Genomic DNA, 15832 nt, shown 5'->3' on the forward strand with positions numbered 1-15832 from the left:
ACGCGGGGGTCCGGCCTGCCCTGGCAACGTTGTCGCGCCGGAGTGGCGCTGTCTCCTGAACGGGTACGCAGGGCGGCTTTGACGGGCTTTGACGCCTCCCCGCCGAGCGTATCGACCGAACAGCATCCGTGACTCTCGAAACCAGTACTCCTGCAGACGGGAAGAGCCAGCTTTGTCGGTGCAACACAGCCCCCACGTTCCATACACCCCCGAACTCGCCCCGGCGTCCTTCGCCCAGCAGCGGCTGTGGTTCCTCTCCCAGCTGCCGGGCGCGAACGAGGCGTACAACGAGCCGATCGCCTTCACCCTGCGCGGACCGCTGGACCGTACGCTCCTCGGCCGTGCCCTCGACGCGCTGGTCGCCCGCCACCAGGTGTTGCGCACCCGCCTGCTGGCCGTCGACGGCGAGGTCCGCCAGTGGATCGACCCGCCCGACGCGGGATTCGCCCTCGCCGTGGACGACTTCACCGCGCGGGACTTGACCCGGGAGGACTCAAGCCCGGAGGACTTAGCCTCGGAGGACTTCACCGCGGACGGCCTCGCCGGGGCGCCCGACGCCGGGGCCCGGCTCGACGCCCTCCGGCTGGAAGAGGCCTCGACGCCCTTCGACCTCGCCCGCGGACCACTCGGCCGCGGCCGCCTCATCATCCTCGCGCCCGAGCACCACGTGCTTCTGCTGACGATGCATCACACGATCTTCGACGGCCAGTCCATGAACGTGATGATGCGCGAACTCGGCACGGTCTACGCGGCGTTACTCGACGGCGGGACCGATCCGCTCCCCGCGCTCACGCTCCAGTACGCGGATCACGCCCGTGCCCAGCGGGCCCGCGTCCTCGGGGGCGAACTCGCCGCGCAGGCGGACCACTGGCGGGAGAGCCTGCGCGGCGCGCCACCGCTGACCGGTCCGCCCACGGACCGTCCGCGCCCCGCCGAGCAGGATCTGCGGGGCGGCCGCGTCGAGTTCACCCTCGACGCCGACCTCACCGCCGCCCTCCGGGCACTGGCACGACGCCACGGAGGCACGCTGTTCGTCGCCGTGCTGACCGGCTGGACCCTTCTGATGGCGCGGCTGAGCGGTCGCGGCGACGTCGTCGTGGGCACACCCACGGCGAACCGCCCGCGCGGGGACGCGGCGGGACTCATCGGCTTCTTCGTCAACTCCCTTCCGCTCCGGGTCGATCTCACCGACACCCCCACCACCGCCGACGCCCTCAAGCGGGTCCGCGGCGTCCTCCGCGCCGCCCTGGACCACCAGGACCTGCCCCTCGAACGCATCGTGGAGCTGGTCAACCCGCCGCGCAGCGTCGCGCACACACCGCTGTTCCAGACCATGTGCGCCTGGCAGCCGGAGCGCACGGGCCTGCTGAGCCTGCCCGGCATCGACGTGACACCGCTCGACATCCCGCACGCGCCCGCGAAGTTCGACCTCGCCCTGTCGCTGACCGAGTCGGCGGGGCGCACCGTGGGCCACCTCGACTACGCGCGGGCCCTGTTCGACCAGGGGACCGCGGAGCGGTACGTACGTCAGTTGCGGCATCTCCTGGCCGACATGGCGGTGCGTCCGGACGCACCGGTCGACACACTGGAGCTGATGGACGCCCAGGAGCGACAGCGGCTGCTCGCCGACTGGGACGCCACCGAGGATCCGCTGTCGGTGTCTCAGGCGGTGTCGCGATCGGCGTCCCGGTCCGTGTCCCAGCCGGTGTCGCGGTCAGAGTCCCCGTCGGTGTCGCGGTCGGCGTCAGAGCAGTCGTCCTCGTCGGCGCCTTTGCCGGCGCCTTCGTCGGCCGGGCTCCTCGCACGGTTCGACGAGCAGGTCCGCCTGCGTCCCGCACGGACCGCGCTGGTGTGCGAGGGCGAGCGCCTCGACTACGCGGCCCTGGACCGCCGGGCGGGCCGCCTCGCCCGGGCGCTGGCCGCCCGTGGGGTGCGCCCCGGACAGGTCGTCGGCCTGCACACCGGACGCTCCGCCTGCTACGTCGTAGGAGTGCTGGGCATCCTGAAGGCGGGCGCCGCCTATCTGCCGCTCGACCCGGCGCAGCCGAGCAGACGGCTCGCCGCGATGGTGGAGGACGCGGCTCCCGCCCTGGTCCTCAGCGACATCCCGGCAGCCGACAGGCCCGCGGCGCGGGGCGACTCCCCGTCGGCCGACCTGCCCGCACAGCGGGGCGCCGCCCCGGCAGCGGGCCGGGCCGTCGCCTGGTGCGACCTCGCGGCGGTCGAGGCCGAGGGCGACGACCACGCGGCGCCGCCCCGAGTGGAGCCGGACCCCGCACGGTTGGCGTACGTGATCTACACCTCCGGCTCGACCGGCCGCCCCAAGGGCGTCGCCGTGACCCACGGCAGTGTCATCAACCTGTTCGACAACTGGCTGGCACGGATGGGCGCCGCGCCGGGCGAGGCCGCCTCCGCCTGGTCGAGCATCGGCTTCGACGCCTCGGTGCACGAAGTGCTGATGCCGCTCACCACGGGCGGTGAGCTGCACATCGTCCCGGACGACCTGCGCGGCGACCCCGAGGCGCTGCTGCACTGGATGCGCGAGCACCGCGTCGTGCAGGCCTTCCTGCCCCCGTCCTACATCAAGTGGATCGACGAGGACCCCGGAAAACGGCTCCATGGACTCGCACTGCGGCAGGTGCTGACCGGGGTGGAGTCCCTGCCCGAGGCGGCGCTGTACCGCATGCGGCAGCATCTTCCGGGCCTGCGGATCTGCTTCGGCTACGGGCCGACCGAGGCGACGCTGTACAGCACGGCGTACTACGACCCGCAGCCGCTCGACCGGCAGTGCCCCATCGGCCGGCCGCTCGCGGGCACCCGGCTGTACCTTCTCGACGGCCGGATGCAGCCGGTACCGGTCGGAGTCGCCGGTGAGGTGTACATCGGCGGCGCGAGCCTCGCGGCGGGCTATCTGCACCGGCCCGATCTGACCGAGGAACGCTTCCTGCCCGATCCCTTCGTCCCCGGGGCACGCATCTACCGGACGGGCGACCTCGCCCGGCGGCTGCCCGACGGCAACGCGGTGTACCTGGGGCGCGCCGACGACCAGGTGAAACTGCGCGGCTTCCGGATCGAACCGGCCGAGGTCGAAGCCGCGCTGCTGGCCTTGCCCGGGGTACGTGAGGCGGCGGTGGTGCTGGACCGGGCGGGCGACGAGCCGCGTCTCGTGGTGGGCGTCGGACGGGGCGAGGCACCGGCCCGCACACCGCAGGAGTGGCGCGCGGCGCTGGCGGACCGGCTGCCGGACTACATGATTCCGGCGGTTTTCGTCGACCTGCCCGCCCTTCCGCTCAGCCGGAACGGCAAGCTCGACCGGGAGGCCCTGCTGCGGACGGCGGGCGAGACCGCCCTCGGCCAGGTCAATACGGCAAGTCCCCGCGACCACATAGAACTGACCCTGTATCAGATATGGCGCGAGATCCTGCTGTACCCCGACATCGGCATCAGCGACAACTTCTTCGACATCGGAGGCACCAGCCTCTCGGCCATCAAGATGGCCCACCGCGTACGCGACCGGCTCGGCACCGCGATCCCCGTCCGCGACCTCATGCTCCACCCCACCATCGAGGCCCTCGGCGGTCTCGTCCGGCAGGGCAGATCGGGCCCGCCGCCGAGCAATCTCATCGCGTTCCGGTCCGGTACCGGCGACGCACGCGTCGTGTGCGTCCATCCCGCCGGCGGCACCGCGTTCTGCTACCTCTCCCTCGCCAAGACACTGCCGGAGAACGTCGGTCTGTACGGCATCCAGTCACCGGGCGTGAACCCCGGCGAGGACTTCCTGCCCAGTGTCGAGGCCATGGCCGAGGCCTATCTCCGGCTCGTCGAACCGCTCGGCGACGGCCCCCTCGTCCTCACCGGGCTCTCGTACGGCGGCCTCGTCGCGCACGAGATGGGCCGCCGCCTCGCACGGGCCGGCCGTAAGGACGTGAGCGTGGTGCTGCTCGACACCCTGGCCACCGACGATCCCGCGGAGCGCGCGGCGGTCGCGCCGGTGGACCTCGCCGAGTTCAGGGACAAACTCGTCAAGTTCAACGGCATGTACCCGGGCATCGACGACGAGCAGATCGACCAGTACTTCCGCATCTACAACCACAACCGGATGACCGCCCGCGACCACCTCCCGGCCGCGTCCCCGGCCCGGCTGGTCCTGGTCCAGGCCGTCGGAGGAGACCCCGACCCGTCGTTCGTGTCCGACGTGCGCGCCTTCTGGCGGCGGCGCGCCGAGGGCGACTTCCGTGTCGAGCCGCTGGACTGCGACCACTGGGAGGTGCTGGAGAGCGCCGGGGCCTCGCAGGTGGCGCGCCGGATCGAGGCGGAACTCGCCGTGCTCGCACCGGTGTCCACGGCCCAGGCCGAGGAGGCGTGATGAACCAGGAGCAGCAGGGCCGGCCGGAGCAGAACACGGAGTACGAGCAGCGCACGGAGTACGACACGGAGTACGAGCAGCGCACGGAGTACGACACGGAGTACGAGGAGTGCCGGGCGTCCAGCAGTGCGCGTGACGCCGTGCCTCCGGCCACCCTCGCCGACGCCGTGCTCGCCCAGGCGCGTCGCCGCCCCGCGGCTCCCGCCGTGGTGGACGGTGACCGTGTCCTCGACTACGCGGAACTGGTGCGCGCCGGCGAGGCCGTCGCCCGGGGCCTGCGGGCACACGGTGTCCGCGCGGGCGACGCCGTCGCGGTGTGCCTGCCCCGGTCCTGGCAGCTGGTGTGCGTCATGCTCGGCATCCGCCGGGCCGGCGCCACCGTGGTGCCGCTCGACGCGCAGAGCCCGGCCGGGCGGCGCCGCCACATCCTCGACGACTCGGCCGCGGTCGCCCTCGTCCACGACGGCCGCGCCCACGCCGATGTCGACGTCGATGCCAACCTTGATGTCGATGTCGATGCCGATGCCGATGTCATTGCCGACGCGGATGCGGACGGCGCCCGGGGCCCCGCGTCGGTCCTCCTCCTGCACGCCGCGGACCTTCTCGCCACGTCCACCGAGGGGCCCGCCGACGACATGGCGCCCGGCTCCGACGCGCCCGTGGCGTTCCTCTTCTACACCTCCGGCACCACGGGCCGGCCCAAGGGCGTGCAGGTACGGGACGCCGGCGTGCTGCGTCTCGCCCGGCCCGGCCCGATCCGCCCGGCGGAGGGGGCGCGCTGTGCGAGCGTGTCCAACCCCGCCTTCGACGCGCTCAGTTACGAGGTCTGGGTGCCGTTGCTGAGCGGCGGGACCTGTGTCGTCCTGAGCGACGCGCAGACCCAGAGCCCCCGCCTGTTCGCGGACACCCTGCGGCAGGCCCGTATCGACGCCCTCTTCGTGACGACCGCCCTGTTCAACGCCGTCGTCGACGAAGTGCCCGACTGTTTCGACTCCGTCGGTCAGGTGCTCGTCGGCGGCGAACAGCTCAACGCCGACCGTATCCGCCGCTGGTACCGGGACAACCCACGTGGCACGACCGGACTCGTCAACGTCTACGGTCCCACCGAGTCCGCCACCTTCGCGCTCTGCCATCCGATCCCACGCGACTTCGACGGCGATGTCGTCCCGATCGGCCGCCCCCTGCCCGCCACCGGGGCCCTGCTGGTCGCCGACGGCTCCCGCGCCGCCGAGCCCGGCGAGATCGGCGAACTGTACCTGTCGGGTGAGGGACTGGCGGCCGGCTACCGCAACCTGCCCGAGGAGACCGCACACCGCTTCGTACGGCTGCCCTGGCACGACGAAGGCCGGGAGCGCTGGTACCGCACCGGCGACCTCGCCCGCCGCGACGACTCCGACCTGATCACCTACGTCGGACGGACGGACCGCCAGGTCAAGGTGCGCGGTTTCCGCATCGAGCCGGGCGAGGTGGAACGGCAGCTCGCCGCCCACCCCGCCGTACGGCAGGCCCACGTCTGCACCCGCCGTGACCCCGACGGCGCCCATGAACTGCTGGCGTACCTGGTCCTCGGCGCGGAGCTGGACTTCGAGGCGTACGACCGCCATCTGACCGCCGTCCTGCCGCCGTACATGCGCCCGCACCGCACCCACCTCCTGGACGCCCTGCCCCGCAACCCCAACGGCAAGATCGACGAGGCCGCGCTGCTGGGCTCCCCGGCCGAGCCCTGGCGGCGCGCCCGCACCACCGAAGGCGAAGTGACCGAGGCCGAGCGGGAGTTGCTGGAGCTGGCGGGACGGCTCCTCGACATACCGGGCCTGCGGCCCGACGACCGGTGGATCCCGAACGGGGGCGACTCGCTCAAGGCACTGCGGCTGAGCTTCGAGGTCCGCCGCCGCTGGCACGTCGATCTGCCCCAAGCCCTCGTCCTGCGGGCCGACTTCGCCACCCTGAGCGCCGCGATCGCCGCCGGTGGCGAACAGCCGGACCTCCTGCCGCCGCCGGTGCCCGGCCCGACCGGGCTGCGCACCGCGTCGGCCACCGTGGAACAGCAGCGCCTGTGGCTGCTGCACCGACGTGTCCCGGACAGCCGGGCGTACGACGTTCCGCTCGTCTTCCGGCTGGAGGGTACCGTCGAGGAGGACGTACTGCGCGAGGCCTTACGCCGACTCGTACAGCGGCACCCCGCGCTGCGGACCTCCTTCCGCGCCACTCCGGACGGTCTGCTCCAGGTGATCGGGGAGCCCTACGACCCCTGGCAGCCGACCGAGGCCGTAGAGGCCGTAGAGGCCGTAGAGGCCGTAGAGGTCATCGAGGCCACCCATACCCCCGACGGCGTCGAGCGGCAGACCGAGCGGCAGACCGAGCGGCAGACCGACCGGCAGACCGAGCGACAGACCGGGAGGCAGACCGACTGGGAGGAAGCCGCCCAGCGCTTCTTCGCCCCGCTTTTCGACCTCGCCGCAGGCCGCATGCTCCGGGCCGGTCTCCTCCACCGCGCCGACGGCCCCGTACTCCTCCTGCACCTGCACCACATCGCCGTGGACGGCTGGTCCCTCAGCACGCTGTTCCGTGACCTTTCCGCGCTCTGCGCGGAGCGCAACGCGCAGCCGGACGGTGCGCCGGGAGCCACCCCGGTCGACTTCGCCCTGTGGCAGCGGGAGTGGCACCTCAGCCCCGCCTACCGCCACCGGCGTGCCGCGCTGCGCGACCACTACGCCGGACTGGAAGAGGGCGCCACGCCGCTGCCGCCGACCGGCACGGGCGGGACCCGCGGCCGGCTGCTGCACACCTCGCTCGACCTCGTCCGCCGCTCCCGCCTCGACCGCCTGGGCGCCGAACTCGGGCTCACCCGCTTCCAGCTCCTGCTGGCGGCCTACGCCTGGAGCCTGTACGGGGTGACCGGCCGGACCCGGCCGCTGGTCGCCGGACCGGTGGCGGGCCGGCCCGCGGCCGAATTCGACTCCACGGTGGGCATGTTCGCCAACACGGTCCTGCTGCCCATGGAACTCGATCCGGGCCAGGAACTGCGCGAGCAGCTCCGCCGGCAGGCCGCCGGTGTCCAGGAGATCCTCCACCGGCAGGACGTGGCGCTGTCCGACGTACTGACCGACCATCGTTTCCATGCCGACGGTCCGCCCTTCGACTTCATGTTCGTCCTGGAGAACACGGACTTCGACGCCCTGTCCCTGCCGGGCTGCCGAGTGCGGCCCCTCTGGTACGAGGCCGCCGAGGCGAAGTGCGCGCTCACCCTGTCCGTGGTGGAGCGCGAGGACGGCTTCGACTGCCTGTGGGAGTACGCCGAGGGACAGTTCGACGGCGAACGCGTCGCGGCCGCGGCGCACTTGTTCCGGCGGGCCGTGGACCTGCTCACCGACGGCGGTGCCCACACGCTGACCGACCTCGTCGGACCCTACCGGCGCGAACTGCCCGAGCAGGGCCGGGGAGCGGTGTCGACGCCCGCCTTCACCACGGTGGCCGAAGGCTTCGCCCGGCAGGTCCTCCGTACGCCCGACGCGCCCGCGGTGACCTCGGACGACCGTACCCTCAGCTACGCCGAACTCGACGCCCAGGCCGCGGCGTTCGCCGCCGAACTGCTGCGCCACCACCCGCTGCCGGCCGGGGCCGGAGCACCGGCCCGGATCGCGCTGTATCTGCCCCCCTCGGCCGAGCACGTGGTCGCCCTGCTGGCCGCCGCACGCCTCAACCTCACCGTCGTCCCCTTGGATCCCGCCTACCCGCCCGCCCTGCTGCGCGACATCCTGCGCCGTATCGACCCCCTGTGCGTCCTGGTCGTCCCGGGCGGCGAGGCGGACGTCGACACGATCGCGCCGCCGGGCCTCGCCCGGCGCACCGTCGACCTGTCCGTGTCCGCACCGCCCGCACCGCCCGCACCGTCCGCGCCCTCAGCCGAAGCGGAACCGGGACCGGGACCGGGACCGGAACCGGAACCGGAACCGGGACCGGGACCGGGACCGGGACCGGGACCGGCATCGGGATCGGTATCGGAACCGCACCAAGGCCTCCGGCCGCTCTACACCCTGTTCACCTCCGGCTCTACCGGTACGCCCAAGGGTGTCGACGTCCCTGACCGCACGCTGTGCAACCTGCTGCACTGGCAGGACGGCACCGGCGGTCTGCGCGACGCCGCGGTCACCCAGCAGTTCTCGATGCTGTCCTTCGACGTGTCCTTCCAGGAGATCTTCACCACGCTGTGCACGGGAGGCCGGCTCCATCTGGTGCGTCCGGCCTGGCGGCAGGACATGCCGGCCCTGCTCGACCAACTGGAGAGCGCCGGGGTGGAGCGGCTGTTCCTGCCGTACGTGGCGCTCCAGCTCCTCGCCGAACACGCCGTCCACCTGGGCCGCTTCCCCTCCCGGTTGCGCGAGGTGATCACCGCGGGGGAGCAGCTGGTGTGCACCGACGCCCTGCGCCGCTGGTTCGGCGGAATGCCCGGCGCACGCCTGTTCAACCACTACGGGCCCACCGAGACGCATGTCGTCAGCGGCCTGTGCCTCGACGGCGATCCCGCGGTGTGGCCGACGCGTCCGGCGATCGGCCGACCCGTGGCCAACGCCGTCCTGCGCGTGGTCGACGACAGCGGTGAACCGGTCCCGCCGGGCGCCACCGGGCACCTGCTGATCGGCGGTCCCATGGCCACGCCCTGCTACCTGGGCGACGCCGACCTCAACCGCGAACGCTTCGTCGAACTGCCCGGGCTCGGCCGGTTCTACCGCAGCGGCGACCATGCGCACTTCGACGGTGACGGGCTGCTCCACTACGACGGCCGCGCCGACGACCAGATCAAACTCAGCGGCCACCGGCTGGAGCTGGGCCAGGTCGAAGCCGCCCTGCTGCGGCATCCGCGGATCGTGGGTGCCCTGGTCACCCGCGAAGACGACGGCCTCGTGGCCCTCCTGCAGTGCCGGGGCGACGACCCGGACCCCGCGGAACTCACCCACCACCTGGCCGGACTGCTGCCGCCCTACGTACGGATCCGCAGCTTCCGCAGGGTGGACGCGCTCCCGCGCACCCCCAGCGGCAAGCTGGACCGCCGGACGACCACCACCGGGGGACGGGAGCTGCGGGCGACCACGGCCGGCACCGCCGAGGTGACGGAGCAGGAGGCCCGGCTGTGCGCGCTGTTCCTGCGGGTGACCGGCACATCCGTGGCGCCGGACCAGCGGTTCTTCGACGCCGGGGCGAACAGCCTGGACCTGATGCGCTTCCATCTGCGCTGCGGTGCCGAACTGGGCCTTGCGTTCACGGTCGCCGACCTCTTCGAACATGTCACGGTCCGCCGCCTGAGCCGTTACCTGGACACGGCCGACGGGATACCCGCCACCGCCACCTCCACCTCTACCGCCGTCCCCACCTCCACTCCCGCCGTCACGGGCGGATCCGGTGGCGGGGAGACGGACGCGGCCGAACCCGTCGCCGTCATCGGTATGGCAGTCCGCGTTCCCGGGGCCCCGGACCTGGCCGCGTTCTGGCGCATGGTCGCAACGGGCGCCAGCGGCATCACGTACTTCCCGGCGGCGGACGGACTCGTCGGCGCCCGCAGCCAGTTGGAGGGACCGCTGGCCTTCGACCCGGACCGGTTCGGCATCAGCCGTCAGGACGCGCGACTGATGGATCCGCAGCAGCGGCACCTGCTCATGAGCTGTGTCGAGGCACTCGCCCACGCCGGTATCGCCGACCCCGGCGCCCGGCGCACCGGGCTGATCGCCGGCTGCGGCGAGAACACCTACTTCCAGGCGATGCTGCGCGAGGCGGACCCCGCCGACCTGCCCGACGGCTTCCGCCTGGCCCTGCACCACGACAAGGACTTCCTCGCCACCAAGGCGGCCTACCATCTGGGCCTGACCGGACCGGCCTTCACCGTGCAGGCCGCCTGCGCCAGTTCGCTGGTCGGCGTCCATGTCGCGGCCGGACTGCTGCGCCAGGGCGACGCCGACGTCATGCTCGCCGGGGGAGTGCTCGTCGACACCCAGCTGACGGACGGCTACACCTACCGCCCGCAGCACATCTTCTCCCCGGACGGCCACTGCCGGCCCTTCAGCGACGACGCGGAGGGCACGGTCGGTGCCAGCGGCGTCGGAGTGGTGGTGCTGAAGACACTGCGCCAGGCGCGGCGCGACGGCGACACCGTCTACGCGGTCATCACCGGCTCGGCGGTGAACAACGACGGTTCCGCGAAGCTCGGTTACAGCGCTCCGTCGCTGGCCGGACAGCGCGAGGTGATCCGCACCGCCCTGCGCCGCAGCGGCCGCAGCAGCTCCGACATCGGTTACGTCGAGGCGCACGGCACCGGCACCCGGCTCGGCGACCCCGTCGAGGTGCGGGCCCTGCGCCAGGCCTTCGACCTGGCCGACTCCGCGCGGTGCGCGCTGTCGTCCGTGAAGAGCCAGATCGGTCATCTGGGCGCCGCGGCCGGGGTCGTGGGCCTCGTCCGTGCCGTGCTGTCCGTGCACCACGGCCTGATCCCGCCCACCATCGACTTCCGGCGGCTGAATCCGGAGATCGGCCCCGATCCGACGCCCTTCCACATCCCCGCCACCGCCGGGTCCTGGCCGGCCGAGCGGCCGCGCGTCGCCGCGGTGAGCAGCTTCGGCATCGGCGGCACCAACGCCCACGTGGTCCTGGAGCACCCCGACACCACCGGCCCGGCTGCCGCCCCCGCGCCCACGGCGATCCCCTGTCTCGTCCTGTCCGGCGGCAGCGGGAGCGCGCTGCGCGAGGACGCGCGACGCATCGCCGACCATCTGACGGCCAGACCGGAGACGTACGAGCAGGTCGTGCGCCATCTTCAGGCCGGGCGGCCGGCTCTGCCCCATCGCGCGGCGACGGTCTGTGCCGGCCCCGAGGCCGCCGTCGCCTGGCTGCGCGTGGTGGCCGGCACCGACACTCGGCCGGCCTCCGGCGGTGGTGCCGAGGGCGAGGACAGCCCGGAGGAGGAGTTGGCGCGGGCCTGGACGGCTGGTGAGGAGGTGGCCTGGCCCGCGGGTCCCGCACCGGCGCCCTGGGACTTCCCGCCCCCGTCCTTCGACCTGACCGACCACGACTTCCCCCGCGCGACCGCCGAACCCGATTCCCTCGCCTCGGCCGATTCCCTCGCCTCGGCCGATCCTCTCGCCTCGGCCGTCGCCCCCGGCACCGGCACCGGCACCGGCGGGACACCGGCCAGAGCGCCCGAGGACGCGTGGCTGCACCAGACCGCCTGGTCGCGCACCCGGCGGGCCGCCCCCGTCACCGGCCCGCCGTCGCGCCGGGTCGTGGTCGTCGTCACCGACAGGGCCTCCGCACCGGTCGAGTGGAGCGGCCTCCTGGCCCACCACACGCGCGTCGTGCACGTCACCGCCACCGATGCCCACGCCTACGCCCGCGTCGCGGAGGACCGGTACGAGGTCGACCCCGCGGATCCGCAGGCCCTGACACGCCTGCTGAAGGCGGTGACGCGGGACACCGACGACGGTGTGGAATGGCTGCACGCCCTGCCCCTCGGCGTCGGCGGAACGGTGGGGGAGACGTCCCTGGACCACGCGCTCCGGGCGTGCCTCGACACCCCCGCCGCCCTGTGCAAGGCGCTGGCCGCCCTCCCGCGAGGCCTGCGGCCGCGCGTGTGGTGGCTCTCCCACGGCGCCCAGCCCGTGACCGGCTCCGTCCGCCGTCCCGAACTGGGCCTGCTGGCGGGCGCGGTGGAGGTCCCCCGCCAGGAACTCGGCCTGGACATCCGCTGGTTGGACCTGCCCAGCAGTGTGCCGGGCGACTGGGCGCACCTGCTGTCCCTGGTGTTCGAGGACGAGCCGACGACGGCTCCCGGGCCGGAGCGACGCGTCGCGCTGCGCGAGGGCTACTGGTGGCGTCCGGTACAGCAGCCCGTGCCCCGACCGCTCCCGCACGCCCGGACCGGCCTCACGGAAGGGACGACCGGCACCCATCTGATCCTCGGCGGCACCGGAGGCCTCGGCGGCGGCATCGCCTCCTGGCTGCTCGACCACACCGACGGCCGGATCGTCCTGCTGGCCCGCCGCCCGCATCTGCCCCCAGAGCCGGCGGAACTGGCGGAACTGGCGGAACCGGCGGAAGCGGCGGATGCTGCCGACCGGTCCGCGCGTATCACCTTCGTCGAGGCCGACCTCGCCGAGGAGAACGTCGACGACGTACTCGCGCGGCTCGCCCCGCACCTCGGCCGTCTCGACGGCGTTGTGCACGCTGTGGGTACCGCGGCCGGAACACTCCTCGCGCGCCGGGACGGCGACGCCATGCGCGGCGTGACGCGGGCCAAGCTGCGCGCCGCGCTGCTGACCGAGCGTCTGATCGCCGAGCGCCGGCCACGCTATGCCGTCTACTGCTCTTCGCTGTCGGCCCTGTTCGGAGGGGTGGGCCAGTTCGACTACTCCGCCGCGAACGGCGTTCTGGACGCCTTCGCCCACCACGCCCCGCACGCCCCGGATGACTCGGACGCCCAGTCCACCACCGTACGGCTGGGCATCGGCTGGGACGTCTGGCGGGAGACGGGCATGGCCCGTGACGCCCTCACCGCCGACCCCCGCCACCAGGCACACCTCAAGGTGGGGCTGTCCTCCGCCGAGGGCCTGCGGGTCTTCGCCGACGCCGTCGAACTCCAGCTGCCGCACCTGCTGGTCTCCACCACTCCGCTCGACGCGTCCCGTTTCTTCTACGAACCCGCACACCGATCGGCACCGGTCGGCCAGGTGACACCGGCCGTGGACGACGAACTGAGCGACGTCGTCGGCCGATTGCTCGGCGTCGACACCTTCGACCCGGCCACCTCCCTCTACGACCTCGGCGCCGACTCCCTCACCCTCCTGGACCTGCTCTCCGAGGTGAAACGGCGGTACGGCATCGATCTGGATCTCGCCCGGCTCGGCCACCGGGTGAGCCTGAACGAGATCCTGGCCCAGCTCGATCCGCCCGCCAGGGCCGAGGACACGGCCGACGACCCGGTGACCGTCGAGATCTGGCAGCCGGGCGACGGCCGCCAAGTACTGTGCCTGGTCCATCCGGTCGGCGGCGACATCCAGGCGTACCGGCCCCTGGTGACGAGCCTGTCGGCCATGGCCCCCCGGACCACGGTCTGTCTGATACCCGACCCCGCTCTGCGCGATCCCGGCCTTCCGGCCTGGTCGGTCTCCGAACGCGCCGCCCGCTACCACGCGGCGCTGCGCGCCGGCTTTCCCGGCACGGGCACCCGGTTCCGGCTCGCCGGGTGGTCGTTCGGCGCCCTGGTCGCCCAGTCCATGGCCGCCGAGGCGGAGGCCGCCGGCCGTCCCGTCGACGGGCTCCACCTCCTCGACCCGCCGTCGCCGCACTCCGGTTCGCGAAGGTACGCGTACGACGACCACGACCTCCGTACGGTCTTCGCGCACGAACTGCGCGGAAACGGAGCCCAGTCGCCCCTCGCCGAGCCCGGACAGGCCTACGCCGAGCGCCTCGCCCACTGCTGCCGGGCGAACCTCACCGCCATGGCGGCCCACACACCGCCCCGGCTGACCCGCACACCCAGCACCCTCTGGCTGGCGACCCGGGCGGTCACCGACCTGCCCCTGCCACCACAGGACCCGCGGTCGGCGGCGGAGGAGTGGCGCGGGCTCCTGCCGGACGGCTCGCCCGTGCACCAACTGCCCGCCTCGCACTACGACATCGTCACCCGCCCGCACATCGACGACATCGCCCGGACGATCAACGCCGAGGCCCTCGCGCCACCTCTGTCGGCCAAACCCGCCTGACGCCCCCGTCCCGCCTGTCCAGTCCCGTTCCGCTGTGAACCCTCCGCGACCGCCACCCCCGAGCCCACAGGAGCAGCCCCATGGAACAGTTCGCCCTGGATGCCGTCGAGCGCCTCACCACCAGGCCGCCGGAGACGTACGAGACCCTCGCCGTCGCTCCGCTGACCCCGCTGCTCGGCGCCGAGGTGGAGGGCGTCGACCTCTCCCGCGAGCTGACGCCCCGCCAGGAGAAGGAGGTCAAGCAGGCCTTCCTCACCCACCACGTGCTGGTCTTCCGCGACCAGCGCCTCACGCCCGAGGACCACAAACGGTTCGCCCGGCTCTTCGGCCCGCTGCACCCGGTCGCCCTGGCCGCCGAAGGCTCCGACCCGTACATCCTGGAGATCAGCGCGGACAAGAACTCCCGCGAGGTGGCCGGCAACGGCTGGCACGCGGACGGCACCGCGGACCCCGAGCCCTCCCTAGGCTCGATGCTCCACCTCACCACGGTCCCGGAGACCGGCAGCGGCGGGGACACCCTGTTCGCCAACATGCATCTCGCCCACGACATGCTGTCGCCGTCGATGAAGACACTCCTGGACGGCCTGACCGCCGTCCACGACGGTGCGCGCCCCTGGCTGACGCAGGGGCAGACCCCGCCGCCCGAGTACGACGTCCCGCGCACCGAACACCCCGTCGTGGTCCGCCACCCCGACACCGGTCGCAAGCTGCTCTTCGTCAACGCCCCCTACACCTCGCACATCCCCCAGCTGTCGAGCACCGAGAGCGCCGCCGTCCTCGGCATGCTGTACGAGCACATCGCCCGCACACCCCTGCTGCACTGCCGGGTCCGCTGGCAGCCGGACACGCTGACGTTCTGGGACAACCGCTGTGTCCAGCACCACGCCGTCTGGGACTACTTCCCGCACACGCGCCACGGCCGGCGCATCGCCATCGACGGCACCAGGCCCCAGGCATGACCTCGCCGCCCGCCTGGTTCGCGGAGCTGACCGCGGTGCTCCACCAGGGCCAGACCGACAGCGCGGGTGCCTACTGGGCCCGGCGTGTGCAGGCCACCGTGCTCAGCCACGGCGGCCCGCCCATCACGCTGGACGTCGTCCACGAGTGGCACCTGCGCACCGTGATCCCGTTGCTGACCGAGGCATCCGCGCGCTCGGGGCGCACCACGGCCGCCTGCACGTCCCTGGCAGCCGTTCACGGACGGGCACTGGCGGGCGGTCCGGTCACGGAGGACGCGTGGGTGGATGTGCTGGAGCCGGTGCTCCGGCAGGTCTACCGCGACGCCTACGGCTTCGAGGAGGCATTCGCCGTCGCGTACGAGAACGCCCGCGCCTACGCCGTGGCCAACGGCTTCGACGACGCCGACGCCGACGAGTACGGCACCGACTACGCGGGGCTGACCACGGACCCCGACACCCGTGCCTGTACCGAGGCCAACGCCCTGGCGAACGCGCGGGCGGTGGCGGCGGCGTACGCGACGGCCGACGACGACGCCTACGCCCGCACCTTCCCGGCCGTCCGAACCCACGCCTACGCACGGGCGGTCGCCGTCGACGGCCGGCACGCGACGGCCTACGCGGAACTCGCGGAGGGCCTCCTGGCCGCCCTGCGGAGAGGGCCCTTCGAACCCTCCGGAGCCACACCATGAAGCGGACTGCTTGACCGCGCGCCATCAGGGGAACGCGTCCGGCGGGCCCGAGCGGCGGCTGCGCGACGT

At 73.0% G+C, this 15832-nt stretch carries 4 protein-coding genes; all 4 read left to right on the plus strand.

From position 1 onward, the window contains the following. Nucleotides 1-178 precede the first annotated feature (178 nt). The 4 genes from RV986_RS45805 to RV986_RS45820 all read left to right on the plus strand — a co-directional run bounded on the left by RV986_RS45805 (nt 179) and on the right by RV986_RS45820 (nt 15763). A complete protein-coding gene (locus RV986_RS45805; protein WP_475924670.1) occupies nt 179-4366 on the plus strand; it encodes a non-ribosomal peptide synthetase in 4188 nt (1395 codons plus the stop codon). Continuing rightward, nucleotides 4366-14115: an amino acid adenylation domain-containing protein gene (locus tag RV986_RS45810; RefSeq protein WP_475923005.1), complete on the plus strand. Its 9750-nt coding sequence runs from the start codon at nt 4366-4368 to the stop codon at nt 14113-14115. Before RV986_RS45805 ends, RV986_RS45810 begins: the two co-directional genes overlap by 1 nt. 80 nt (nt 14116-14195) lie before the next feature. Next, entirely contained in the window at nt 14196-15074 is an 879-nt protein-coding gene (locus RV986_RS45815; protein ID WP_475923006.1) for a TauD/TfdA dioxygenase family protein, read from the plus strand. Then, the gene (locus tag RV986_RS45820; RefSeq protein ID WP_475923007.1) at nt 15071-15763 is read left to right on the plus strand and encodes a SpcZ; all 693 of its coding nucleotides are present in this window, start codon (nt 15071-15073) and stop codon (nt 15761-15763) included. The genes RV986_RS45815 and RV986_RS45820 overlap by 4 nt, the downstream gene beginning before the upstream one ends. Nucleotides 15764-15832: the final 69 nt, after the last annotated feature.

This window comes from Streptomyces sp. RLA012, from assembly GCF_056270325.1.